26 protein-coding genes and 2 tRNA genes are annotated in these 25,305 nt (G+C 48.2%); 7 read left to right on the forward strand and 21 right to left on the reverse strand.

The genetic code is table 11. The features are described from left to right. Positions 1–210 precede the first annotated feature (210 nt). Together Psch_RS04650 and Psch_RS04655 are read right to left on the reverse strand one after the other, a co-directional pair. Entirely contained in the window at positions 211–1,620 is a 1,410-nt protein-coding gene (locus Psch_RS04650; RefSeq protein WP_243123946.1) for an FMN-binding glutamate synthase family protein, read from the reverse strand. Between the two features lie 12 nt (positions 1,621–1,632). Beyond that, positions 1,633–1,890 carry a hypothetical protein gene (locus Psch_RS04655; RefSeq protein WP_206663722.1) on the reverse strand — a complete coding sequence of 86 codons (258 nt, stop codon included), beginning with the start codon at positions 1,888–1,890 and terminating at the stop codon, positions 1,633–1,635. A 545-nt stretch (positions 1,891–2,435) separates the two neighbouring features. Here Psch_RS04655 and Psch_RS04660 point away from each other — a divergent pair. Next, on the forward strand, positions 2,436–2,822 hold the full coding sequence (locus tag Psch_RS04660) for a hypothetical protein (protein ID WP_190239293.1): 387 nt from the start codon (positions 2,436–2,438) through the stop codon (positions 2,820–2,822). Between the two features lie 104 nt (positions 2,823–2,926). Then, positions 2,927–3,517, forward strand: coding sequence for a hypothetical protein (locus Psch_RS04665; protein WP_190239294.1), 591 nt, complete (start codon positions 2,927–2,929; stop codon positions 3,515–3,517). Positions 3,518–3,578: 61 nt separating this feature from the next. Here the strand turns inward: Psch_RS04665 and Psch_RS04670 are convergent, their stop codons facing one another. From Psch_RS04670 to Psch_RS04700, 7 genes are all read right to left on the reverse strand, one after another. After that, positions 3,579–4,688 carry a GerAB/ArcD/ProY family transporter gene (locus tag Psch_RS04670; RefSeq protein WP_190239295.1) on the reverse strand — a complete coding sequence of 370 codons (1,110 nt, stop codon included), beginning with the start codon at positions 4,686–4,688 and terminating at the stop codon, positions 3,579–3,581. 19 nt (positions 4,689–4,707) lie between these two features. Then, positions 4,708–4,932: a hypothetical protein gene (locus Psch_RS04675; protein WP_190239296.1), complete on the reverse strand. Its 225-nt coding sequence runs from the start codon at positions 4,930–4,932 to the stop codon at positions 4,708–4,710. Positions 4,933–5,118: 186 nt separating this feature from the next. Beyond that, on the reverse strand, positions 5,119–6,312 hold the full coding sequence (locus Psch_RS04680) for a Ger(x)C family spore germination protein (protein ID WP_190239297.1): 1,194 nt from the start codon (positions 6,310–6,312) through the stop codon (positions 5,119–5,121). Continuing rightward, entirely contained in the window at positions 6,309–7,415 is a 1,107-nt protein-coding gene (locus Psch_RS04685; RefSeq protein ID WP_243123947.1) for a GerAB/ArcD/ProY family transporter, read from the reverse strand. The genes Psch_RS04680 and Psch_RS04685 overlap by 4 nt, the downstream gene beginning before the upstream one ends. Continuing rightward, positions 7,390–9,057 (reverse strand): spore germination protein, encoded by a 1,668-nt coding sequence (locus tag Psch_RS04690; RefSeq protein ID WP_190239298.1) that lies wholly within the window; start codon positions 9,055–9,057, stop codon positions 7,390–7,392. Before Psch_RS04690 ends, Psch_RS04685 begins: the two co-directional genes overlap by 26 nt. A gap of 101 nt (positions 9,058–9,158) precedes the next feature. Next, positions 9,159–10,481, reverse strand: coding sequence for a TrkH family potassium uptake protein (locus tag Psch_RS04695; RefSeq protein ID WP_206663723.1), 1,323 nt, complete (start codon positions 10,479–10,481; stop codon positions 9,159–9,161). 25 nt (positions 10,482–10,506) lie between these two features. Next, positions 10,507–11,157 (reverse strand): potassium channel family protein, encoded by a 651-nt coding sequence (locus tag Psch_RS04700; protein WP_190239300.1) that lies wholly within the window; start codon positions 11,155–11,157, stop codon positions 10,507–10,509. 171 nt (positions 11,158–11,328) lie between these two features. Here Psch_RS04700 and Psch_RS04705 point away from each other — a divergent pair, with 171 nt between their 5' ends. The 3 genes from Psch_RS04705 (at position 11,329) to ybaK (ending at position 13,467) form a co-directional block, all read left to right on the forward strand. Continuing rightward, complete coding sequence (locus tag Psch_RS04705) at positions 11,329–12,447, forward strand: radical SAM protein (protein WP_190239301.1); 1,119 nt, start codon at positions 11,329–11,331, stop codon at positions 12,445–12,447. Between the two features lie 50 nt (positions 12,448–12,497). Next, positions 12,498–12,788: a putative quinol monooxygenase gene (locus Psch_RS04710; RefSeq protein ID WP_190239302.1), complete on the forward strand. Its 291-nt coding sequence runs from the start codon at positions 12,498–12,500 to the stop codon at positions 12,786–12,788. A 190-nt stretch (positions 12,789–12,978) separates the two neighbouring features. Next, the gene (gene ybaK, locus Psch_RS04715; RefSeq protein WP_190239303.1) at positions 12,979–13,467 is read left to right on the forward strand and encodes a Cys-tRNA(Pro) deacylase; all 489 of its coding nucleotides are present in this window, start codon (positions 12,979–12,981) and stop codon (positions 13,465–13,467) included. Here ybaK and Psch_RS04720 read toward each other — a convergent pair. From Psch_RS04720 to Psch_RS04730, 3 genes are all read right to left on the reverse strand, one after another. Next, positions 13,464–13,973 carry a DUF2284 domain-containing protein gene (locus tag Psch_RS04720; RefSeq protein ID WP_190239304.1) on the reverse strand — a complete coding sequence of 170 codons (510 nt, stop codon included), beginning with the start codon at positions 13,971–13,973 and terminating at the stop codon, positions 13,464–13,466. The two genes, ybaK and Psch_RS04720, sit on opposite strands and share 4 nt — an antisense overlap. 771 nt (positions 13,974–14,744) lie before the next feature. Continuing rightward, positions 14,745–15,509, reverse strand: coding sequence for a MerR family transcriptional regulator (locus tag Psch_RS04725; RefSeq protein WP_190239305.1), 765 nt, complete (start codon positions 15,507–15,509; stop codon positions 14,745–14,747). 178 nt (positions 15,510–15,687) lie between these two features. Next, complete coding sequence (locus Psch_RS04730; RefSeq protein ID WP_190239306.1) at positions 15,688–16,119, reverse strand: acyl-CoA thioesterase; 432 nt, start codon at positions 16,117–16,119, stop codon at positions 15,688–15,690. A gap of 304 nt (positions 16,120–16,423) precedes the next feature. Between Psch_RS04730 and Psch_RS04735 the strand changes: the two genes are divergently transcribed. Continuing rightward, positions 16,424–17,059, forward strand: coding sequence for a flavodoxin family protein (locus Psch_RS04735; RefSeq protein WP_190239307.1), 636 nt, complete (start codon positions 16,424–16,426; stop codon positions 17,057–17,059). A 395-nt stretch (positions 17,060–17,454) separates the two neighbouring features. Continuing rightward, positions 17,455–17,967, forward strand: coding sequence for a hypothetical protein (locus tag Psch_RS04740; protein ID WP_190239308.1), 513 nt, complete (start codon positions 17,455–17,457; stop codon positions 17,965–17,967). Between the two features lie 125 nt (positions 17,968–18,092). Here Psch_RS04740 and Psch_RS04745 read toward each other — a convergent pair. The 9 genes from Psch_RS04745 to Psch_RS04785 all read right to left on the reverse strand — a co-directional run bounded on the left by Psch_RS04745 (position 18,093) and on the right by Psch_RS04785 (position 25,085). Further along, positions 18,093–18,169, reverse strand: a tRNA-Arg gene (locus Psch_RS04745). A gap of 5 nt (positions 18,170–18,174) precedes the next feature. Next, positions 18,175–18,248 (reverse strand) — tRNA-Gly (locus Psch_RS04750). 100 nt (positions 18,249–18,348) lie between these two features. Further along, positions 18,349–18,816 carry a metallophosphoesterase gene (locus Psch_RS04755; protein WP_243124033.1) on the reverse strand — a complete coding sequence of 156 codons (468 nt, stop codon included), beginning with the start codon at positions 18,814–18,816 and terminating at the stop codon, positions 18,349–18,351. Continuing rightward, a complete protein-coding gene (locus Psch_RS04760; protein ID WP_190239310.1) occupies positions 18,803–19,435 on the reverse strand; it encodes an XTP/dITP diphosphatase in 633 nt (210 codons plus the stop codon). The genes Psch_RS04755 and Psch_RS04760 overlap by 14 nt, the downstream gene beginning before the upstream one ends. A gap of 3 nt (positions 19,436–19,438) precedes the next feature. Next, positions 19,439–20,182, reverse strand: a complete 744-nt coding sequence (rph, locus tag Psch_RS04765) for a ribonuclease PH (protein WP_190239311.1) — start codon at positions 20,180–20,182, stop codon at positions 19,439–19,441. 166 nt (positions 20,183–20,348) lie between these two features. After that, positions 20,349–21,119 (reverse strand): MBL fold metallo-hydrolase, encoded by a 771-nt coding sequence (locus Psch_RS04770; protein WP_190239312.1) that lies wholly within the window; start codon positions 21,117–21,119, stop codon positions 20,349–20,351. Positions 21,120–21,136: 17 nt separating this feature from the next. Beyond that, positions 21,137–21,913 (reverse strand): acyl-CoA dehydratase activase, encoded by a 777-nt coding sequence (locus Psch_RS04775; protein WP_190239313.1) that lies wholly within the window; start codon positions 21,911–21,913, stop codon positions 21,137–21,139. A 6-nt stretch (positions 21,914–21,919) separates the two neighbouring features. Further along, the gene (locus Psch_RS04780; RefSeq protein WP_190239314.1) at positions 21,920–22,897 is read right to left on the reverse strand and encodes a 2-hydroxyacyl-CoA dehydratase family protein; all 978 of its coding nucleotides are present in this window, start codon (positions 22,895–22,897) and stop codon (positions 21,920–21,922) included. A gap of 385 nt (positions 22,898–23,282) precedes the next feature. Continuing rightward, positions 23,283–25,085 (reverse strand): N-acetylmuramoyl-L-alanine amidase, encoded by a 1,803-nt coding sequence (locus Psch_RS04785; protein ID WP_190239315.1) that lies wholly within the window; start codon positions 25,083–25,085, stop codon positions 23,283–23,285. Between the last annotated feature and the right edge of the window lie 220 nt (positions 25,086–25,305).

The raw sequence follows: 25,305 nt of genomic DNA on the forward strand, positions 1-25,305 counted from the left end.
AGCAATAAAAGAAAAACGCCCTTTAAGAGCGTCCCAGATATAGTACATAGGCGGGTGTTTTAAGCCTTGCCCGGGAATCGATAAATCCACTGTATAGGCATACTGACCACAGGACATGATTGCTTGATGTAATTTTGTGTCGTGGCAAAATAGTTCTCAGGATGGCATTTTGCACATGGTTTTAACCTAACCATGCTTACTTTTTCCTTACTAGTGGGTAACAACTGGTACTGACTCTTTGTTCATTATGCCTATACGTTCAAAGCCGTTGAAAAACATCTCCTGGTTTTCCGGCGAAACGTAACCCAGGTCAATGTTCAGTGCTTTCGACAGGAACGGGTCGAGAGCAACAAGGTCGTTACGGTCAATGTCGCTCAAAGAAACCTTGCCTGTGGTAACGGCCACCATTTCCATTTCACGTACGCAGGCATTCAGGAAATAAAAAACGTTCTGTACGGCTTTGTCGATATCGAGGAGGCCTGTCCTTTTACCCGTGTACACCACCATGTCTGTGGGCGGCTCAAAGGGCAGCGCTTTGGTAGACTGGTCAGACAGCATCGCCATTACCGCGGCGGTCCCGATGTAAACAGCGTCGGCGCCCAGGGCCATTGCCTTAAGCATGTAGCCGGGAGTGACCAGGCCGCCCGTGGCGATCAGGCTCACCTCCCGGTTGGCGCCCTTTTTAGTCAGGAACTGGGCCGCGCGGCTGACAGCGAACATGGTGGGCAGTCCTACGTCATCCTCAAGAATCGGGGCGCCCCCGTGCGTTCCTCCCTCTGCTCCGTCCACCGTGATGAAGTCACATTCGGCCTCCAAGGCAATCTCTATTTCCTTTTCCAGGTAATGTGTCGCCGCTATTTTCAATCCCACGGGAACACCGGCCTCATTTTTCAGTTCCCTGACCAGATTGATAAAGTCCTCTTTGGTATGAACACCCTCCAAACGGGAATGGATGACCGCGTCCTGGCCTCCCGTTAGTTCGAAAACCTCCCGGTAATCCTCCCCAATATTTTTAGCTGCCGTCCGCTGGTTAGTTGAGCCCTGGGCTCCCTGCCCGAGCTGGATTTCGATGGCGTCAAGCCTTTTGTACTTTTCCGGAGTGTTGAGCCATCCCCCACGGTTGTACTGCCCGATCAATAACTGAGCGGCTTCTCTTTCTTCTTCGAGAAGGCCGGCTTCACCGGTATTGGTGGCAGTGCCGGCCAGAGTTGCGGCGCGAGCCAGGGCTATTTTGGCGCTTTTACTCAACGCTCCGCCGAACGACATGCCGGCAAACATAATGGGAATTGTAAGTCTGAGCGGTTTCCTGGCCTTCGGGCCGATCTGAACGGAGGTATTGATGCCGACGTTTTCAGGCGTCGGGAACCTGAACAAATGGACAGGATTGAACATAAGCTTGTCCCAGGCGGAAAACCGGATATGGCTGCCAAGCGGGCGGGACACAGGTATACCCTGCTTTGCCCTCATCATTATTTCCGCAAGATAGATGGGGTTGACCTTCTTTGCCGCCGGCGCCATTTCGAAAATGTTCTCGATATATTGGTCTCTGGCCAGAGTCCGGACAGCGTCGTCAGCTACCTCGTTGATGACTCCTCTAAAAAGCCTGGCTAGTATGCCCAAGGTTCGCACCCCCTATTTCTTACCTATTGAATGCTGAATTTCATCTATTTTCTGGGCCATGGAAATACAAATCTGCTTGATTTCACCCAGTTGCCTGGCGCTGCTCTGCTCCGCCACGGCAATGCTGGAAAGTTTCTCGTCCTCATACTTGGTTAAATCAGTGTAATGCTGGCGTTCAATCTGCGAAAGGGTCCCGGCCACGGTCTGAATCCGGTTCAAATCAGAGTGAAAAGACGCAAGTGTTTCAGCAAGGTTTGGCAGGTTTGCCAAATTAAAGACCTCCTTTTTAGCATTTGTTACATTATCCTCTCCATTACCCGGGAACTCATACAATAAATTAAGGATTTATGGCCTAAAATAACAACACAACCGGCTACAGACGTCGCCGGTTGTGTTGTTATTTTATAGGCAGTTTAAAGTCTTGCCCGGGACTCAGTTCGGCACCCTCCTTTGCAGTGGGCAACCTCTCTAAGCATCCATTGTCTTCTCAGCAACTTACACACCACCCTTCGTAGAAATTTTGTTTAGACCAGTCGATAAATTTGCATGGCTGCTCTTGAAAGCTTCTAAGCCGCTTGCTATATTCTACGAAATTAAGATTACGAAAATATATCGAAAGTATCACAAAATTATTACGAAAACTTTGTAAAAATTTCCTGGCTACACTGCCAGGTAGCATTATTTAAAGACAGATAAATATCAGAATATTTATAAATTTATTTATCAACCCAATTTCGAATTCTGGTAATTTTTAATATTATATTTAGTAAGAGCAGTTGGGTTCCGATTGATATTATTGAAAAGAGGGTGGTAAGATGCAGCCGCTCTATAAAATATTTGAATATAATTTTTTATACGGAGCAAGACTTGCCACTGCTTATGAACTGGGACAGGGTGTTAAAATAATTGGTTTTGAAGAGCGGGACAGCTTTGAGGTCAGAGTATTGTCCATCGGCAAAAATCCAAAGAGAACAGGTCTTGGGAAAAAAGCCTTGCAGTTCCTGCGTTCGAAATTCAATAAAATCACGGTTTCTGAAATTTATGAGGGAGCGCTCCCTTTCTGGCTTAAGATGATGGAATGCGGTTTGGTTGATGAACTGCTGTCAATTAAGGATGGAAGCTCTATATACCGGTTGGTTGAGACAAACATTGACAGGATGCAGGACGATTCAAATAATGGCCTGCTTGTTCATGAAATATGAAGAAACTAAAAAGTAACCTGAACCAAAATAATAATTTCCAATATGTAACAAACGCAACACTATCCACATACACTAAAAAAAAGAAAATATTGGGAGGCTTTTTTGTGAGTGAAAATATTGTTGCTGAAGGTTTACCAACTTTTGAAACCGTCTGTATCGAAGTGCCCAAGGTCTATGATTTTTGTTTTGAGGCTGACCGGCGTGAAAACATCTGCACACCATTAGGTACCTGTATGCCGTCGGAAGGGGCAACGGTCAACTGCATTATCACCTCCGCCACCTGTACCGAGGTAAGCCGGACCACGCCGGATGCTACGGGGCGGGCCAACGTGACTTTCGCCATTGTGGTTACCTACACTCTTGAGGTACTCTGTCCTAACGGAGAGGTCGATTGCAGGTTTGAGGATCTGATGTTCACCTTTACGAAAACGATAGTTCTCTGTGCGCCGGAAGGGACCTTTACCAACTGTGAAATCGTTAGCTCCGCATGTGTCTGCCTGATTCTCGGCGAACAAATCTGCTGCAACTTCGACCTCTGTATCATCGTCCAATCCCTGGCCATAGTCAAATTACTCGTCCCGAGCTTTGGTTTCTGCACTCCGGCAATGTGCGAACAGGTTTCACCCGAACCCCCGTTTGTCTGCCCGCCGACCTTATTCCCACCACAGTGCACACCCGTAACGGGAAGCAGGTAAGATATTTGGAAGGGTGGTTGAGCCACCCTTCCTTTTTTTCCAGCGCTAATGTGTAAATACATTATAAATCAGTTCCCTTGTTCTTGCTCCCCAATCCCCGGGCCATCGCTAGCACCAGCAGCAAAAGAGGGATCCCCGCCTCAAAGGTCAGGGCGTAAAAAGGCCAGACATCCGATACAAATGCAGCAGTTACGGTAACATCCTGGTACATGTGCAGAGATCCTGCCACCACAACCGCCCCTACCGGCAGCACCAGCGGGCGGTAATCTTCAAGCCCCAGGCACTGAGCGGCGCCCAGAACTGCAGCGTAGCGCAAAATACACACTTTAATAATACCTCCGGCTATCCAAATAACGACTGGAATTGCTTCCAACCGCTCCAGGAAATTGGCGATGGAGATAAGTCTGACCGCGCTATATATAGGGTAAAAAAATGAAGCGGTCAGGTCGGGTCCGAAAATAGCCAAAGGATACACCACATTTAAAGTCATTATAAAACCGCTCACCAGCGTAGCCAGGAATGCCACCCGCAACGCCCTACCCGGTTTGTTCAGATAGGGGATGATCACGGCCAGGACGATAACTTCACCCAACCAAGCAATTTGGGCAGCGGAGCCCTTCATGATAGTAGCCACCCCGTCATCAAAAACCGGGAGCAGTCTCGTTGACTCCATGTCCTTAAAGGCAAGCAAAGCCAAGAACGTCATTGAGAACAAGAAAAACGGCAGGAACAGCCCGTTGAACCGGCTTATTACTTCCAGTCCGTTGCGGGTGATGTAGGCTATCATGACCGCCGCCACTACATCGTTAACAACCATGGGTGTACCGGGCAATACTGAAGAAAGCATAAAGTTTCCGAATTCCGAAAATACAAGGATCTCAATGTGAATAAGCCACAAAACAAAAAGGAACGCGATTATTTTGCCAGGCACTTTACCTAATACCAGTTCCGGAATTTCAAAAATGGTTTTCCCCGGAAAACGCAAAATTAGCCTCACGATCATCCAGGCTATGAGCAGCGCCGCCAGTGTGGCGAAGATTACGGAAAGCCAGGCGTCCTGCCTGGCCGCATTGACCGCAACGACCGGAGCATAAACACCTGCTGTTGCAACGACAAGGGTAATCATCAGCCAAATAGCCTGCCGGCTGTTGATTTTGCCGGATTCAAGCATGACATTTCTCCTATTTTCATTATTTCAGCCACTCCGAAAGGGGCTTATATAACGCTTCAATTGCATCGGTCGGGTTGGGCGCCTCTAAACCCAGCACCTGGGACAGCGCCAGAGCGAAGCCCAAAAGCAGGAAGAAAGAAAAAGCCGCCAGTTCCCGCCACGCCTTCTTTTTGACCAGACCCGGCACTTCCAGCGCAATCATGATCAGAAACGCCAAAACCAATAATACGACATAACCGAGCATATCTAGTCCCTCCGTTTAAGCCCAGCGGTCCTTTAAAATCTTTCCAGTTCCCAACACCTCTAAACCCAATACCTGGGGAAAGGCCAGGGCGCAGTCCAAAAGCAGGAAGAAAGAAAAAACCGCCGGTTACCGCCACTCCTTCTTTTTAACCACCCCCGGCACTTCCAACGCAATGATTAAGGCCGGCTATTTCTTTACAGAAGCTGGCTTACTCAGCAGGCCGGTACGCCGCAGGTGAGCCTCCACAGAGATGTTGACCTGTGCCTTGGCAAAAGCATCGTTCCATTGGTACTTTAATTCTTTCCAGTCCTTTTTGTACTTGCGGTGGAAGGCTTCCCCGAATTTGAAGATATCCACCCCGTATTCCCCCTGGGCTTTTTCCAGGGTAGCCGAACATTTTCTAAATACATCCCCGGCCGCCGCCGTCTCGATTTCTTCAACCTTGTCCGGTGTTGTTAGCTCCTCGCTGGACTGCTGCTCTAAAAGCTCCCCTTCAAAGGTCATGGTAACATTAAAACTGATGTTTTCCCCGTCATACTCCGGCTCCACCCTGGTCTTAGCGCGGGCAACATTGATCGAGATCAGTTTGTCCGGCTGGCCGGGTGAGGGAACAGTAATAATGCCCTTATTTATTTCACCCCGCAGCCACAAAAGGCCCCTGGTTTCAGAAGTGTCCAGCCACCCCACCAGGTATTCATCTTTGAAAACCCCCGTGCCGGTAATAACCACCTCTTCGTGCTGCTTCTTATCTTCCATACCTGACCCCTGGGGTTCTCCCAATTTTTGCAGTTCCACCCCTGGTAAGGCGGGGTTGGTTCCCCGGGAAGCCAGCGCCATGGCAAAGTCCTTTAACATCACAGAAAAGCCGGCTTTGTTCCTGGCAAGAAAACCAATTGACTGGGCCGAGGTTTTTTCCAGCTCCGAGTGGCTCTCCAGGAGTTTCTTGGCCTCCCCCCTGGTTACCAGCACCCAGGTGGTTTCCCGTGGCAGGGGATCGCGCATAAAGAAATCGATATAATCGCGCACCCCCGCTTTAGCCGCTTCTTCCCCCAACACCAGGATGATGTCATGCGCCCAGTAAATGCGGCGGGATATTTTCAGGGCCAGATTCCGTTCGGCTTCGAAGATGGTGTCGCCCGTCTCGGATAACACCCAGGTAATGTTCTGCCTTTCTGCGGTCCCGGCGCCAGTTTCGGCTCCGCCGCCAAAGGCGCCAGGCCTGGCCAACTGCAGGGTGAGCCGGATCCTGTTGTCCGGCGTGCGGTCCACCCCGGCTCCCATGACAATGGCCAGTTCGGACATCTCCCGGCGGCTCCAGCAGCCGCTTAAGCACACCAGGGTCAGCAGGATCAATAACAGGGAAACGGCCTTTCTGGTCATCCAAGCTTCTCCCCCTTCCCCCTGGCCAGGGCTGCAAGCAGCAGCAACAGCGGTATGGCTGCTTCGAAAGTGAGGGCAAAAAAAGGAAATACCTGAGCCACAAAGTGCTGCAAGTGAATCGCGCTGGGGTGATCCAGGATGGACATGGCCATCAGTACCCCCCCTACAGGAAGCACCAGCGGGCGATAGTCTTTTAGCTCCAGCACCTGGGATATGCCCAGCGCAGCTGCCCAGTAAAATATGGAGATCTTCACAAAACCAGCGGTAACCCAGGCTGTCATTGCCAATGCCTCCAACCGCCCGAGGAAATTGGCGACATTTACCATCCGGTACTTGTTTAGACCTGGAAATACCATTGCGTCGATGAGGTCCGGTCCAAAAATGGCTATGGCATTAGACACAACCAACATAAAAATAACGCCACTGACCAAAACGGCCGTCACCGCCGCCTGGTGGGACTCCCGCGGCTTGCTGAGATAGGGGATTACCAAAGCGATTGCAACAATCTGGCCGAACCAGGCTAAAGGGACCATCGCTCCCTTAAAAATACTCATCGCGTCAACATCTGCAACAGGAAGCAGTCTTTGTATATCGGTTTCCCTACTTACTAAAATAGAGGTAATAATTATTAACCCCATGATTAAGGGAAAAAAGATTTCATTGGCCCGGGTAAAGACTTCCAGGCCGTTTCTGACTGTATAGGCGGCAATAGCCACAGCCACAAGGTTAAAAACAATAAGAGGGGTTGCCATCCTAAAAGCAGTTACTAGAAATTCGCCGTATTCCCTGATTACCCCCGCGTTAATATCCAGGAACCACATGATATATAAAAAGCCCACCAGCTTACCCGGCCACCTGCCCAGGATTTCAGCGGGATATTCAAATATGGTCCGGTCCGGGAAACGCAAACCCAGGCTTGTCACCAGACGCGCGATGAAAAGCCCGGCCACGATGGCCAGACCAATTGAAATCCAGGCGTCCTGCCGGGCGTGTTTGACGGTGATGGCCGGAACAGAGAGAATAACCGTGGCAAAGATCATAGTGATCATCAAAAATACGGCCTGTCTACTGCTGATTTTACCCTCTTCCAGTATTTCCCTCACCGCCTTTCTTCCCGGTCCGGGTTTCCGGCGGGACGGGTTCTTGGCCCGGTTCCTGCCTCTTTAAGTTTTTCCACCCGATTAACCTGGGTCGGGTGAACATGGCCCACCAGGGCGCCCGGACGACCAGGTCTTTCATATCCCCAAGACTCATCGGGGCTATTGGCGACAGGTAAGGTGTCCCGAAGGAACGCAGGGCGCACAGGTGCACCACAATGATGATCAAGACGGAAATCAGCCCATACAGCCCCAGGGTGGCCGACAGGACTATCATCGGGAAACGCAGCAACCGGATGGCAAAACTTGCCGAATAAAAATATACAAAGGAAGAGATTCCGGTAAAGGCTACCACAATCACTGTGGCCGGAGCCACCAGACCGGCCTGCACGGCGGCCTCCCCGACAATCAAGGCGCCTACAATACTGACCGCCTGGCCCACCTGCCGGGGCAGCCTGATCCCGGCTTCCCTTAATATTTCAAAGGTGAGCTCCATCAGCAGTGTTTCCACGAAAGCCGGAAAAGGAACCGCCTCCCGCTGGGCGGCCAGGCTCAACAGGAGCGCGGTGGGCAGCATCTCCTGGTGAAAGGTGATAATGGCAATATAAAAGGATGGCATTACCAGGGACAGGAACATCGACAGAAAACGGACTATTCTTACAGCCGTCGCGATTTGGAACCGCTCGTAGTAATCCTCCGCTGCATGCAAAAATTCAACAAACACTGTAGGAACGGTAAGAACTATAGGTGTCCCGTCCACCATAATACCCACCCGGCCCTCCAGGAGCCGCGCCGCCAACCTGTCCGGTTTCTCGGTATGGTTGATTTGAGGAAAGGGGCTCCAGGTGTTGTCCTCGATCAACTCCTCGACATACCCGCTTTCCAGGACGGAGTCAAGCTCAATCCCCTGCAGCCGGCTCTTCACCTCTTCCACCAGTTTATCGTTAGCGATCCCTTTTACGTAGACCACAGCCACATCGGTCTTCGTTAGCCGGCCCAGCTGCATCATTTCGAGCTTAAGGTCGGAATTTTTGATTTTGCGGCGGAGCAGCGCCGTATTGGTCCGTAAAGTTTCCACAAAGGATTCCCGGGGTCCCCGCACAACCATCTCGTTTTCCGACTCAGAAACTGGACGGGCTTCCCCACCCCGCATCCCGTTAATAATAGCAAACGGGTGTCCTTCCACCAGGAGCACGGTATCACCGGACAGGACGGCCTCAATCACGTCTTCCAGCCTGTCCGTTTCTTTAACCTGGTGGACGCAAAGGCCCCGCTCCTTGATCAAATGGTAGGCGCTGGCTTTCGTGATGTCGGCGTCCGGCGCTGCCATGGGCGCCTCCAGGGACAGGGCGCGCATGATCTGCTCGCTGACCTGGTGTTTGTCGGCCAGTCCATCGGTGTAAATCAGGACCAGCCGGATATCTTCCCGCTGGGCAAAGAGGAATTCCCGGTAAACGATATCGCTGCAGTTTTGAAAAATCCCCTTTATCCTCGCCAGGTTGCTTGCCAGGTCTGCATCAAGAAAAGAAGAAGCTTTATCCGGATCCGTGTTGTCTTTAGGTTTTTCTACCGGGGCTTCACCAGCGCCGCCTGTATTTTTTTTTGCAGCCAGCAGCTTAGCCCTAACCGGCCTAATCAATTTCCGCATCTTTTTCCCCTCTAAAAAACGAAATGACCATGGTTATTATTAACAACCATGGTCATTTCATACATCACAGGATTTTTTCAACCTGCTTACCCCGACAATTTTTAACCTATCATTATTTTACCTTCCGGATAACGTACTTGAGCTTGCTGTTGACGGAAAACCAACGCGTAACCTATGGTGATAGGTCCTAAACGTCCCAGGAACATGGTAATAATAATTATTATCCGGCCAAATTCGTTTAATTCAGTCGTTAAACCAAGGGATAAACCCACAGTGCCTAAAGCGGAAACGACCTCAAATAATATTCTAACAAGGTCGGATTGATTTGTTAAAGAAATTAAAAAGGTCATGAGAAAGACTACAAATATTGATAGTAATGTAATTGCCAGCGCCCTGGAAACCTCATGGGATTCAATTCTACGCTTAAATATTTCAGTATCTCTCTTGCCCCGCAATATGCTGTAAATGGCAACCCACAACAATGTAAAAGTCGCTGTTTTTATACCGCCTGCCGTAGACCCAGGTGAACCACCAATAAACATAAGGAACATGATCAATAATTGTGTGGGTAATAGCAGCGTGGTAAGGTCTATTGTATTAAACCCGGCAGTTCTTGGTGTTACAGCCTGAAAATAGGAGGCTAATAATTTATGCGATGGTGTTAATCCATGCAAAGCATGGTTATACTCCGACGCAAGTATCAATACTGTTCCCAAAACAATCAAAGCGCCTGTAGTTATAAGGACAACCCTTGAATGCAACGATAGCTTTCTTGTTTTCTTATACGTGTATATTTCATATATGACTACAAAGCCTAACCCTCCTAAAATAAATAGGCTTGAGATAACCATATTGGCTACACCGTCAACAGTAAATTCAGTAAGACTTTTAAAGTTACCAAACAAATCGAAACCTGCGTTATTAAAAGCAGAAATAGCATGAAAAATTCCAAACCATATGGCTTTCGTAATACCCATAATGGGTATCCAATGCAAAGCCAATATTACAGCGCCTATTATTTCAAATGAAAATGAGAAAATTAATAGATATTTAAAAATATTTACGATTCCTTGCACAGTCAAGTTGCCTAAAGCTTGTTGCATTATTATCCTTTGTCTGAATAATATTTTCTTACCTAATAACAAGGCAAATAAAGTTGAGAAAGACATTATTCCCAAGCCGCCTATTTGTATCAGAAGCATTATTACAATCTGCCCAAAAACCGACCAGTTCGTTGCGGTGTCTACTACAACTAAGCCGGTAACGCATACTGCTGAGGTAGCGGTAAACAAAGCTGTCAACCAATCCCTGGGCATTCCTTCGTTTGATGCCCAGGGTGTAGACAGTAGTATGCTACCCAATAGAATTACAGCCATAAAACCCAGCACCAATAATTGGGATGGTTTCAACGCCGAAATTTTCATTTTTGCCAAGCACCTCAAAAAATTATTATTCCATATCATAAAGTTTCTTTAAATCAGCGTTTTTACCTACCGCTACCAGCACGTCCCCCCTATCTATAACTTGAGCCGCACGAGGAGCGACGATAATTTGCTCACCTCTTTTAATTGCTAAAATGGTAATCCCCATCATTTTTCTCACACCTAACTGATCGAGGGTTTTCCCGATATAAATTTCCGGGGCCCTGAACTCCATGATACTGTAATGAGGTGAGAGTTCTATGTGGTCCATGATGTTTTGAGAAACCAGCATGCGGGCGAGTCTTTTCCCCATGTCCCGTTCCGGGAAAATCACGGTTGCCCCAATTTTTTCCAACACCTTACCATGCAGGTTGTTTTTTGCTTTGGCTACAACTTTTTTAACGCCTAACTCCTGTAAAATAATCGCAGCTAAAATATTGGCCTGGACATCCTCACCAATAGATACTACCACTACGTCAAAATTTCGGATGCCCAGAGACTTTAGAGCCTGCTCGTCCATCGCGTCAGCCTGTACCGCATGGGTACACGTATTAACCACGCTATTAACCTTTTCGCTATCATTATCGATGGCTAAAACATCGTAGCCCAGGAGGGTCAGTTCTTCTATTAGACTAATACCGAAGCGGCCCAGACCAATTACTGCAATTTGTTTTTTCATATTATAACCTCATTTGCATATATTTTTGACTTTCACTATATTAGTTTATAGCTTCTATTATGATACTTGTCAATAAAAATAAAACTGGCAGAAAAACGATGGTATAATAAATAGTAGTGTGATGGAAGAACTGGTATACAGTAAAACATCTATATCAAGAAGGGATGTTTGATGATGACGCTAACCTTTGAACAGGGACCAATCAGACCGCCCAGTGAGGCCAACAGTCTTTTAATCAGGCTGACCAGGAACTGCCCGTGGAACAGGTGCGCTTTCTGCAACGCCTACAAGGGCACAACTTTTTCGGTGCGAACAGTTGAAGATATTAAGAAGGATATTGATACTATAGCAGAGATGTGCCGTTTAATTGGTCAGGTATCCCGCGCTGGTGAAATGCCTTCTGAACTGTACCAGGCAAATGAATACCAGGTCTACCACATTGCCGACTGGCTCGCCCACGGCGGTAAAACGGTTTTTTTACAGGACGGAAATTCAATACTGATGAAAACTGCCGACCTTATTGAAATCCTTGAATATTTAAAAAAGAAGCTGCCCTCTGTGGAGCGCATCACCAGTTACGCCCGCTCCAGTTCTCTGATCAGGAAGAGTGTTGATGAACTGGCCCAACTGAAGGAGGCCGGGATTTCCCGTCTCCATGTGGGTCTGGAATCGGGCTGTGATGAAGTGCTGAAATTCATGGACAAGGGAGTTACTGCCGAACAGCACATTGATGCCGGCAAACGGGTCAAAAAAGCGGGAATTTCCCTCTCGGAGTATGTTTTGTTGGGTCTGGGCGGGCGAAAATGGGCCCAGGAACATCCGTTTGAAACGGCTAGAGTGCTAAATGCCATCAATCCCGACTATATCCGCCTGCGCACCCTGGCCATCGTCGAAAACACGCCCCTCTACACTAAATTGCAGCAGGGTGAATGGGAAGAACAACCCGATGAGGAAACTGTAAAAGAAGAAAAGATTTTAATCGAGAACCTGGGCGGCATTAAGAGCAGGCTTCTTTCCGACCATTCCATGAACTTGCTGGGAGAAATCAACGGCAGGCTGCCGGAAGATAAACCTGCCATGCTTAAGGTCATTGACCATTTTCTGGCCCTTCCGCAGGCAGAAAAAGAAAACTTCATCCTGGGCAAAAGGTGGGGCTTGTATAACAGACTCAATGACTTGCAGGACCCGGAACGGCACGGGCGGGTTGAAAACACCCTAAACAAGCTAAAAAGCCAGGGCCTGCTTGAAGCAACCATAGCCAACCTGAAGTACCAGATGGTCAGGGTATAAGCCATGCAAAAGGGTATAATAAACGAAAACTTTTTGGAAAGGAATAAATTATGATTACATTAATTGCAAAACTTAAAGCGCAACCAGGTAAAGAAGCTTTGCTGGCCGATGAATGTGTAAAGCTGGCAAAAAATGTCCGGGAACACGAGCAGGGGTGTTTAATGTATATACCCCACGTTTCCACAGAAAACCCCGCAGAAATAGTCTTTTTCGAAAAATATATCGACCAGGAAGCATTTCACGCCCACGGCCAAACCCCATATTTTAAGGCGTACAAAGAAAAATGTGGTGAGTTGGCAGAAGGAAATTCTCAAATACAATTTATTAAGGAATTGATTTGAGTTTTTTTGACACCTGGTTGTCCAGTCTTCAACGTTCCACATGTCAGTTACCCGGTCCTGATAAAAATCCGGGTCACGGGACACTAAAACAACAGTCCCTTAAATTCTTTTAGCGCTTTTTCAACGCATCTTTTTTCAACGCATCTTTAGTTAAGCAAATAGAAATTTAAGAAAGGTCGCTTCCAGCATAATGGCCAAGGACAAAACTCCCGTTACTCCAGCTATCCGTTTTCTAAAAAAGGAAAAGGTAGCCTTCACAGGCCACCTGTACGACTACGAGGAACATGGTGGAACAGCGGCTTCCGCACGTGAGCTGGGTGTGGATGAACACAGCGTCATTAAAACCCTTGTTATGGAAGATGAAAACAAGAAACCTCTGGTTGTCTTAATGCATGGGGACCTTCAGGTATCGACCAAGAACCTGGCCCGGCGCCTTGGAGTTAAATCCATTACCCCTTGTACCCCGGAAACAGCTACAAAGCATACCGGGTATCTGGTGGGCGGGACTTCCCCCTTCGGCACTGTAAAGAGAATGCCGGTTTACCTGGAGGAAACCATCCTTGACCTTCCCCAAATCCATATTAACGGCGGGAAACGGGGCTTTCTTGTGATCATCGACCCCAAGGAACTGGTGCGGGTTTTAAACCCCATATTGGTAAAGGTTGGTATCAATCACTAGTCGATTAATAACAAACCATAATAGTTTCCGTCGCTTTCAAAGTCCTTTAAGACCATGATAGGCCAACCATTTGTTCTCACTGTTTCAAACACATCAATACCACACGCTTCCATTGACGGCCTTGCATTTTTGGGCTGTGCGCATTTCTCCGGATTGCAGGTTTTACATATCATGCAGGGTCCGGCCCCGAACCCTATCACTTTATAATATCCGGCTAAAAAAATCTCTCTTTCCAGTTTTAAAACCACTTCTGAAGGATCATTCCAATTTGCTTTGCAATGCACCAGCAGAGCACGCTTATAGCAGTCAATCATTTCTTGGGTTTCTTTATGTGTCGGCGTATTGGGAGGACAACAGTGCCTTCTTCTGGGGCCATATTTACAACCGAAGCTGCATTTCATTCTGACCCACGCCGCGGTTTTGATGGTGCCTGGATCAATAATTTTCGCATCAACAGAGCCAAGTTCTTTAGCTAAATTAATGAAGCCCGATAAATCGCTGCCCATAATATATTCGCCCCCATACCATTATCTTGAGTGTATCATACATTAAGTTGGGCAAGCCGTAAATACTGCGGCTATTAAAAACACGAGCATGGTAATGGAGTTTATTATTAACAGTGATGAAGAAGAAGGAACATGTAGGGAATTACCAAAAGGATTTTTATTAACAATGTATAATAAATAAGCAAAAACAGTGAGGGTGTGATATTGCTATGTTTTGGTGGATTGCGGCCGCTGTAGTATGGGTAATATCTGCTGCTTGAATTTTTTATATCATGGCGGACGTGATCCGCGGTAAAGCCCCGGTCTTAAGCTCTAAATTATGGCCCGGTTATATATTTCATGGTGTTACTGCTATTTTAGTAATCGTTTTTATCTTTAAGGCTTTAAATTAATCATTGAAAATAAAATTCAGGCTGCAGGAGGGGCTGAACTTGTTGAGAATAGCTGGTTACCTACTCCTATTGTTAGGTATTGTTTGAATTGTCACGATCATGGGAGGAGTCTTCTCTCACACTTATTCCAGTATCAACCAACTATGGGGTGCGTTTGCTTTCCACCTAATTGCCATGATTGCAGGGTTAATGTGCATTGCTAAAAGCATGAACCGTCAGCAAAAAGCTTAATCAGAGGTAGAGATCGCACTTTTATGAGCTTGGCTCAGTGAGTCAGAGAGGAATCTCTGACTCACTTCATTAGCTGTCGCAAATATCAGCGCTCAATATAATTTCCTGATAAATTGTTCATTGACGGAACAACCCCTTTGTCCCAACCTTATTTCTTAAAACCAGTATATACATGGATGGCGTCTCTCAGAAATTCCGCCGTACCCGGTTGCTTTTCGTCGTAGTACGCCTTAAACCGTTCGTCATCCATATACATTTGAGCAAGACCCGCATGTGCTTCTTTACTGTACTCGCTCCAGAAATAAGTTAACCATTGCTTATGCAAATCCGCCGCTTTTTGAGCAATAGCGCCGGCAGGGTCGCCAGTTTTGAAAGCTTCGGCTAAAGTGACGTTTACTTCATTTGCCAGTCTAGTTGCCTCTTCATACTCTTCTTGTGTCATATTCTTCAGCTTTGCATTGGACTTGTTTACAGTATCAGCGCCATATTTATTACGAATTTCTTTACCGTATTTTATCTCGTTATCATCAATCAGCTTTTGCTTAAAACCTTCGAACTTTTCTTTATCGGTCATGCTCATTCTCCCTTCGGTTAAAGCCATTGTTTTTTCCACATTAGCAATTAGTAAATCTAACTGCTTTCTTTTTTCGAGGAGTTGGGCGCGATGTTCCTTAAGTGCTTCAACTCCATTGAAGGAAGGGGCGGTCACAATTTTTTTAATACTTTCCAGACTGATTCCCAGTTCTTTGTAAAACAGGATTTGTTGCAGCATGTTAACTTCCGCTTGACCATAGATCCGGTATCCCGACGAGTTCATTCTTGCCGGCTTAAGAATACCAATCTCATCATAATACCGGAGCGTTCTGGCGCTGATCCCTGCCAATCGGGCCAACTTCTGCACTGTGTATTCCATGTGGCTACCCTCCCGACAACATAACTATACACCTTTACGCAACGTCAAGGTCAATCATTTTTTCGCAGAAAAAATGACTCACAAAAGCTCATTCTGTCTAGAAAGTATTTTAGTCCTATACTACCCGAAAGCCCACAATCACTTGTGGGCTTGACATTCTAAGGTGCAAACTTATCCTTCAAGGAGCGCAACCTTCATACACTTCTATAGCATGGCGGAGAAAGTCAGGGATCGGTCTTGTCGCTTGATTGGTAAAGTCATAGCTGACATAAACATTTTCCGCCTTTAGCAACGGTTTATCTTCTCCATCTCGCGTAATAAGAAACCTCATCACAAAACTGGTATTGCCCATTTCAACAGTTTTACACCATATATTCAACCAATCATTAACGACAGCCGGGGTGTCAAACTCCAAAGTGACCTTTTTGACGATATAAGCAAATTTACCACTTTTGGCCATTTCAACCCGTTCAAGTTTCAGTCCCTCGCTAAAATACTCGCTCACAGCAATATCAAGGTAATTAAGGAAATGTGCGTGAAATACGATTTGCGCAGAATCAACTTCAGAGAAACGGACCTTCAATCTATGCTTAAAACGATAACCTGGCATTATAACACCACCACTTGTTTTTATATGGTATACTATAAACCACCTTTCCTTGTGATAAAAGCGTTTATGAGACAATTTTTTCTGATGAAGATAAAACTCTGCCCGGCAGGAGTCATGTAATGATGATGAAATCTTAATCTACTTTCATCCTCCCCTATGATCCTGCATTCCTGGAAGTTTGCCGTGAAATTGAAAAAATCTATTTATGTTTATTTATAAAGTTGACTATATATTTGCATACTGCTAATATAATTTTCATAAACATTTTTCAAGGTTTAATCAATTCTCCCAGGAGGCGATATACATGAAAGTGGTTGCGTTTAACGGAAGTCCACACAAAAACGGCAACACATATGCAGCAATAAAAATGGTCGCACAGGAACTGGAAAAAGAAAATATTGAAGTTGTAATCATTAATGTGGGCAACAAAGCAATAAGCGGATGTATCGCCTGTAACGAATGTATAAAGAACCAAAATGAAAGATGTGCAATAACCAATGACCCTGTCAATGAATGGATTCAGGAAATGAAAAATGCAGACGGCATTATATTAGGCTCTCCGGTACATTATTCGGCCATAGCAGGGACAATGAAATCATTTTTAGACCGTGCCTTTTTCGTGGCTTCTGTAAATGGCGGGATGCTCAGACACAAGATAGGCGCCAGTGTTGTAGCCGTCAGGCGCTCGGGGGGACTGCCCGCCTTCAACCAGCTCAATAATTTCATTAATTATTCTGAAATGCTGATGCCGACATCGAATTATTGGAATATAGTATATGGCACAGCACCAGGAGAAGCTGAACAGGACGAAGAAGGAAAACAAATCATGAGGGTGCTTGGAAAAAATATGGCATGGTTGATGAAACTTGTTGAGTTCGGCAAAGATAAAATCACAGCACCACCAAGAGAAAAAAAGGTGTTTACAAATTTCATAAGATAAAATGTGCTTATTATAAGAAGAAGAAATCGAAAGCCCCGCAATCGCTTGCGGGGCTTGATTGTTTTTAAAACGACCAAAAAACAATCGGTTGCTGGCCGGATCGCAGACCAGAAATCTTTTTCATACCCGCCTCTTGAGGCGGGTAAGTTTTGTTGGGTGTCTGCGGATGGACTAAACGGCCTCCCCCATTCTATTGATTTTCATTGGAACCTTTTTCTATTTTTATATTAATCTCCGATTTTTATGCAACACTAGCGACACACAAGCTAAAGTTTACTTAGATTTTGACGAATATTATAGTAGTATCAAGTAAGGGAGCAAATTTGGGGAAAACATTAGTGAAACGATATTCCAGTTAGAGTTGGACAACAAACCATAATTAATGGAGATTAACTATGAAAAAATTTATCATGGTTTTAGTCGTTTTTTTAGTTATGGCCTTTTCTATGTCTTGTGAAGCAATTGAAAAACCGCAGTATTATAATCAACCAGATTCTTTCTTAGTTTCATATATGTCCACATTCCCAGATACAGAAACTAAGATTATTAAAGCACTTAATATAATTGATATTATGTATCCTAATTGGCAAAATAATTATGAGTATGGAATTTTCGATTGTTCAGAAACGACTGAATTTGTCTGGTATTTTTTTAATAAATGTGGTATTGAATCAACTTATTGTCAAAGTAATAAATTATGGCATTGTTGGTTGGAAGTTAAAGATAATAACAAAAAAATAATTATTGAAACCACAACATTAAGTATAGTGTCTGAAGAAAACTCTGGATGGTATTATAGTGGACGCGATGTAAAATATAATAGCCATATGCGTATTGATGAAATTGATTGGTGGAATAGTAAGATTTTTAATGGTAGCTTATTATCGAGTGATTTGCTATATAGATAGCTAAAATGGGCTCTACCGACCTCTTTTCCCATCCATGTGTACATTTTATATTGCGGGAGACAGATTACTTTTCCGCTATTATTATTAAAAGCATATCTCTCCCTTAGCGGAAAGATATGCTTATCTGGCGTCCCAGGAGGGATTCGAACCCCCGACCTACGGATTAGAAGTCCGTTGCTCTATCCAGCTGAGCTACTGGGACATATATGGAGCGGGTGAAGGGAATCGAACCCTCGTAATCGGCTTGGAAGGCCGACGCTCTACCATTGAGCTACACCCGCTTGGGAAAACATCCATCCTGTTTATCGATGCATATAACATTATAACTAAAAACCGGCTCCACGTCAAAGTTATTTTACTCCAGACATCAAGCTTTTTATTTCAGACGCGGTAAATGGCCGGCCTGACCCCGTCCTCGTCAAACTCCAGGATACCGTAGCTGGGACGGTCATGGTCGCGTGGTCTGGAGATGCTGCCCGGGTTGAACAGCAGCACGCCGGCCTCCCTGGTAAACCCGGCGGTGTGGCTGTGCCCGAACACAACTATATCAGCGCCGGCCTCCAACGCCTGGAGCACCAGTTTGTCAACCCGGTACTTTGATACAAAAGTGTGACCATGCAGTAAAAGGACACGGTGGCCGGCCAGTTCGAAGACCTCCTCCAGCTGTCTCTCATCAGGGAAGTCACAATTACCCCTTACCGCCTTGACCGGCAAAGCAGTTTCGGCGGCCAGCCTGAGAGCATCCTGGTAAAAATCCCCGGCATGTATGATTAAATCCAGTGGTCCCGCTTCTTTGAGAGCACGGATGCCATTGGCCAGGTGGCCGTGGCTGTCGCTAAACACTATCACCCGCAAGCTCTTCACTCCTCGCCGCCATTTTTTTGAGGTCGGACAGGATGTCTACCGCTCCCTCCAATGCCTTGGCCCGGTGGCTTATTTTGTTTTTAATAGTAGGGTCCAGTTCGGCAAAGGTCCGATCATATGCCGGGACATAAAACAACGGGTCATAACCAAACCCCCTTTGACCACGTGGCTCCTCCGCGATAACCCCCTCGCAGGAACCCTCGGCGATATGCACCCAACCATCCGGCTCGGCAATGGCGACCACACATTGAAAGCGCGCGGTCCTGCGTTCAGCCGGAATGTCTGACAACAGTTCCAGCAGTTTACGGTTATTGGCCTGGTCGTCTTTTTCCTCCCCGGCAAAACGGGATGAGTAGATTCCCGGCGCCCCGTCCAACGCGTCGACCTCCAGACCGGAATCGTCGGCCAGCGCCAGCAGGCCGGTGTGCCCGGAGACCGCTGTTGCTTTAATCATGGCGTTTTCTCTGAAGGTGGCGCCGTCTTCGGTGATTTCACCGAGCTCCGGAAATTCACGCAGGGAGACCACCTCGAACCCGTGCGGGGCCAGTATATCTGCTATCTCCCGGACTTTACCCTCATTGCGGGTTGCCAAAACCACTTTCAATATCTAAACCTCCCCGATGCCTTTTGCGGCCGCCCCTAGTACTTCTTTCTGGTAGTTGATCAGCCATTCAATCCCCTGTTGTGCTAAATCGATCATCTCGTTTATTTCCTGGCGGCTAAAAGACGCTTCCTCGCCGGTGCCCTGCACCTCCACGAAGCGGCCGCCGCCGGTCATGACAATATTCATGTCCACCTCCGCGGCAGAGTCCTCCTCGTAACAAAGGTCCAGTATGACCTGCCCGGCACAACGTCCCACGCTGGTGGCGGCAATAAAGTCCTTTACCGGCATTGTCTTAATCAGACCCTGCGCCCTGAGGTTGTTGACCGCGTCTACCAGGGCTACAAAAGCGCCGGTGATCGAGGCGGTTCTGGTGCCCCCGTCCGCCTGGATAACATCACAGTCCAAAGTGATCGTGCGCTCACCCAGCGCCGGCAGGTCCATCACCGACCGCAGAGCGCGGCCGATCAGCCGCTGGATTTCATGAGTGCGGCCGCCGATCTTTCCCCTGACTGCTTCCCTGGCGGTCCTGGTCCCGGTGGCGCGGGGCAGCATACCGTACTCTGCAGTGACCCAGCCCTTCCCCGCTCCTCTGAGAAAAAGGGGCGGTTTGTCCTCGACCGACGCCGTGCAGATCACCCTGGTGTCCCCAACTTCAACCAGCACCGAGCCTTCTGCGTGTTTATTGTATTGTCTGGTTATACGGACCGGTCGCAATTGGTCCGGCTTTCTTCCATCAATTCTGTGCATGATATTCTCCTTTTTTTGTGCGAATGAATGCGCACCTCATTGGTTCCCTATTTTTACATTACATCGTCAAATATTTCATGGACAGCCTTATACGCTTGTCACTGCCGCTTCAACCATCCCAAAGAATTGCTATTTCGAAACAATATCGAGACTATATCGATTTTTATTATACCTTATAAATTACCCTTTCTACAGCAGCCAGAGCCGGCTTGCCGAAACCGCCGGTAGCCTGCCGGCACAGTTCTGCAGGCTCATACTCAGGCCAAAAGTGGGTCAGTACAAGACGTTTTACCCCCGCCTGTCCGGCGATTTCACCGGCTTGTCTTGCAGTCAGGTGAGAGTCGCGCAGATATTCCGCATCGCTATCCAGTCCGCTTGCTTCACACAGGAAAAGGTCGGCGCCGGCGGCCAGCTTTACGAGCTCTTCAGTCCTTGCCGTGTCACCGGAAAAGACGAACTTGCCCGGCCCCTCCACTGCTATGGAATAGGCGGGTACAGAGTGCCTGGCTCTAACAAAGCGGAACGCCATTCCGCCCCAATCCAGCCTTTGAGCCTGGAGACCACTGTCAAGCGTTTCCCAGGTCAGGGATTCAATTGAAGTAACCTCATAAGCAGCTTTATAGCATGCCAGCTCCTGATATGCCTGATCCGGGAAAGAAGGCGCCACCAGCCTGACGGGTCCGGATCTTTTACCTTCCCGCCTGGCGCCTTCTACCGCATGACGCAGCGGAAAGAGGTCCAGATAGTGGTCGTGGTGCAGGTGGGTGATAATCACGCCGTCCAGCAGTCTGAAGTCCACAAATTCCCTCAACCTGCTCAAGCTCCCATTGCCTGCCTCCAGTAATATGTTCAGCCCGCCCGCGCGGAGCAGGTAGCCCGAGCAGGCTCCTCCTCCCTTGGGATAAGGCGCCCAACAGCCCAGGATAATGATTTCCACAGTCTCCCCCCGCGAGGTTATTTTTTGCTGCTCCTGCTTGCGGCAGCGTCGACACAACAGCCCACCGCCCCGGCGTACTGCGGGTGTTCAGGGACGATCACTTGCATGCCCAGTTCCTCCCTGATGATTTTAACAAGCGCGCCGTTATGAGCCACCCCTCCTGTAAATACTATAATTTCACTGGAGAGTTTGACCAGCATGGGCTTGATCCTTTTAAATATGCTGTAATTTACGCCGGCAGCCAGGCTGGCGGTGGAATAGCCGTCAACCACGAAACCGATTAGTTCGCTTTCTCCAAAAACAGCGCAGGTGGAGGTGAGTTCCGCCGGGTCACGGCGATGCCGGCTCAATTCCTCCAAACTTATATTCAATGCCGCGGCCATATTCTCCAAGTAGCGGCCGGTGCTGGCGGCGCATTTATCGTTGGTCAAAAAATCAATCATGCGCCCCTGCCGCACCAGGGCTACCTTGCTGTCCTGGCCTCCCAAGTCCAGCAGGGTAAAATCGGACAGTCCGGTCAAGTAGGCGGCGCCAAGTACGTGGGCCTTGATTTCGGGAATAATCCGCGCTCCCTTTACGTTTACTGCCTGACGCCCGTAGCCGGTGGCAGTTATGGTTGGTTTTTCGCCGGATAAGGCTAAACCGCCGGCGTCGATGACCAGACGACCGTCTTCCCTTTTGCCATGCTCACGATAAAACCGCATTGTATCAAACTTATCCAGCCGCACTAACAAATCATCCTCCAGCAGCGCCAGTTTCACACTGCGGCTGCCGAGGTCAAGACCGATAAACACCAGGGATCACCTCAACATATCGAGAAAGACATCCAGGCGCAAGCGCGTGCGCGCGTCCAGACGGGTAGGCTTGTCGCCCTCCAGGGTCAAAACAGGCAGGTCAAGCTTCTGCCTGATAATCAGGTCTTCAATTTGGCGGAAGCAGAAGCTCTGGGCGTAGTGGATAATCCCGTCCAGCCTCCTTCTGTCCGCTTCGCGCCGGATTTCTTCGAGACGGAAGAAAATACCGTAGGGATAGGTGTAAAGCTGGTACTGCTCGACTATGTCAAGGGTAGCAAAGGGCATGGTAAACTGCCTCTGGGTCTCATTGTAGACCACGCGCGCGCCTCGTTCTTCCAGGTAACCATACAATTCCCCGACGATTGGCGGAACACCGATATAGCCCAGGCGGAGCTCCCCCTGCCGTGGTGGTTGTGATCGCGCCTTTTGCAGAAAAACCGACGCCTCATCTGCAAATTTCTCAGGCTCTCCGTTGAAATCACTGCAGCTTACCTGGTAGATATGGTTATCCCAACCACCCACAAGGTTTTCCTGCCAGGTCAACCGGTCAATTTCCCATACCTTGCTCCTGACAAAATCCAGGCGCTCCTTCTGTTCATTAACCTGATCCCAGGATACGCCAAAGCGTGACATCATCTTTTCCATCTGCAGGCGCAGCATGTCGGGATCCCGGTCATAGGGATAGGCAAACGGCACGACTTCCAAACCGGCCAACTGCAAGGTCTCCATGAGGGCATGGGTATTGCTGCAGTCGCCCTGTGTAACAGCGATGATGGTCCGGATATCCGTATTGTTTAAGACAGTGCTGTAAATACCCTTGATCCAGGCGCAAAGGTTGCGGGGATAGCCGGCCAGTTCGGCTTCCTCCACCAGCGCCTGGGGGTTTTTATCAGTTATAAAGACGTTGTTTAAATCCACGGGAACCCAACCGGCCGCATAGATTATTTCCACCGGGACGGTCGTGGTTATTCCAACCTTAGGCAAGCTCTCAGCCCCATTCTTATGCAACAGTTAAGGATGTATACGCGGGCTTTAGGCAATTTCCTATCATTATGCCCCCGCTTAACTGTAGTAATGCTGTCGGATTATCCTTTAGTTGTTGGATCCAAAATATAGATATAAAGCCAAGCCTTTTTTAATATTCACGGACAAAAGGCTGTGTTCCTCTTTTTTTCAAAAAAATAACCGGCCTGTCCCGCCTGAAAGCGGAAAAGACCGGTTCCTTGATAAAAAAATGTCCGGTACATGCAAATTCATTCGCACATCACCCCAGAGAAATGCAGTATCGGTCTTAGCTGAATCCCACGTGTCATTACCCACATCGATTAGTTTATTCTTCAACTGGTGCTATCGATAACAATATGGGTGTCTAAGCTGTTCTTTTCTGAGCAAAATAAGTACCAATACCCTTGACGATGGCTTCAGCCGCCTTATTCTTGAAGCTGTCGGTTTTGAGCAGTTTTTCTTCCGCCTGGTTAGAAATAAACGCCAGTTCCAGCAGCACTGCCGGCATATTGGAGGTACGCAATACCGCAAAGTTGGCTTGTTTGACACCGATGTCACGCAGCCCCAGGGACTTGACCATCTCAGTCTGGATGGAGCGCGCCAGCTTATTGCTTTCTTGCAGCCTGGGCGCTTCACTGGAACTGCCGGTACCACTATATATATAGGAGGTGGTGCCGCCTATGGACGGGTCCGTGTGAGCGTTGATATGGATGCTGACAAATATGTCGGCCTTGTTTTTATTGGCGATGTCGGTCCGGGCAGCCAGGCTGACATCCGTATCAGCGCTCCTGGCCATGATGACCTTGGCTTCCTGTGCTTCCAGCAGCTTGGACACTCGTTTGGCGATATCAAGCGTAACGGCCTTTTCCTGGATGCCGCTCGTCCCGATAGCGCCGGGGTCGGGGCCGCCATGCCCCGGGTCGAGCACAATGATCTTGTTTTTATAGGCTCCGTCCAGCTTGGGGATGTAAGTATCGACAGTTAGCGTCTTGTTGTTGCTGGAAAGTGAGACCTCATACTGAACCCCGCTGCACAGTTCAAACACCAGCCTGGTCACATCGGGATTCTTTTGAAAATGCCCGGACCTCACCTTGCTGACTGTTTTAGAAGACACATCTTTCGTTTGAGGGAGATCTCCGGGGGACACTCCCTCAATATCTACAACCAGCCGGTCAGGGTTACTCAGGAAAAAGGAGTTGTAGCTAACCGGAGTATCAGTCTTAATAGTGAAGGTGGTCTGGTCGGAAGCTGTTTTCTGCACATTCATTGACAGCACCTTGCCGGTGTCGCTATCATCGCTATCATTGTCATCGTCACTGTCGCCACTATCGTCTGGCCTGTCGCGACCCCTGGATACTTCACTGCCGCCAGTTTGTCCGGTCGCAGGCTGTGTAGGCGCCGACACAACATCCTTAAGCGCCACCAGCCATCCGGCCACCCAACCGTTCCCGCCGGTCGGCAGACTGACCTGGAGCCAGTCGCTCGACTGGCTTAATACCGGCAGGCTGTTCCCCTGCGTAACCGTGCCGACCACCGCGTTGGACGTACCCGGACCGCTGCGGACATTGACCACACTGCCGCTGACCACAGCCACTTTTGACCCGCCGACCGCTGTGGACGGCGCCGGCCCGGCGGCAGCCGGTTGGGAAGCCGCGGGCTGTGCGGTTTCAAGGCTGACCAGCCATCCGGCCACCCAACCGGTACCCGAACTCAACTGAATTTTGACCCAATCGCCGCTGCTTTCCAGGACCGGGAAACGTTCTCCGCTCCCGCCCTGCGTAATTACCCCGTAACTGGTGCCAGGCCCCTCCCTGACATTGATACCATTGCCGTTCAATACGGCTACCTGCCCGGCGCCTGCCGAATCAGCCCTGGGTTGCTGGATATCAACCAGCCAGCCGGCTACCCAACCCTGCCCGCCGTTGCTCAGACTAACGTTATACCAGTCGATTGATTGGCCCAGGACAGTTAGCTGGTCACCCAGATTAGCCTGGGCGATGACTCCGTAGTTGGTACCGGGTCCGTTTCGCACGTTGACTGAACTACCCGCCACTACAGCGGTTTCTCCGGCGGCCCCCGCCGGGTTTGTGCCAGAAAGGACGGCTCCAACCAGAAAGGCCAGTCCTATTAATATTGATAAAAGACAAGGTTGTGTCTTGAGTTTCATAAATAATAATACCTCCGCTTAAAACCGGTTAATTAGTTAAGATAGTTAACCTTAAATTTCTACATAATCACCCAGCATTCCTCTTGTCTGGGCAAATTTTTTTACAATAATAATATTTAGATGCCAGAGGAAAAACAAAAAAACCATATGCTGTTGAAGTTTGGCTAATCCTGCAACTTCAACTCTCATATGGTTAGACACTGCAAAATATCATTTGGTT

The organism is Pelotomaculum schinkii, from assembly GCF_004369205.1.
Lineage (GTDB): Bacteria > Bacillota > Desulfotomaculia > Desulfotomaculales > Pelotomaculaceae > Pelotomaculum_C > Pelotomaculum_C schinkii.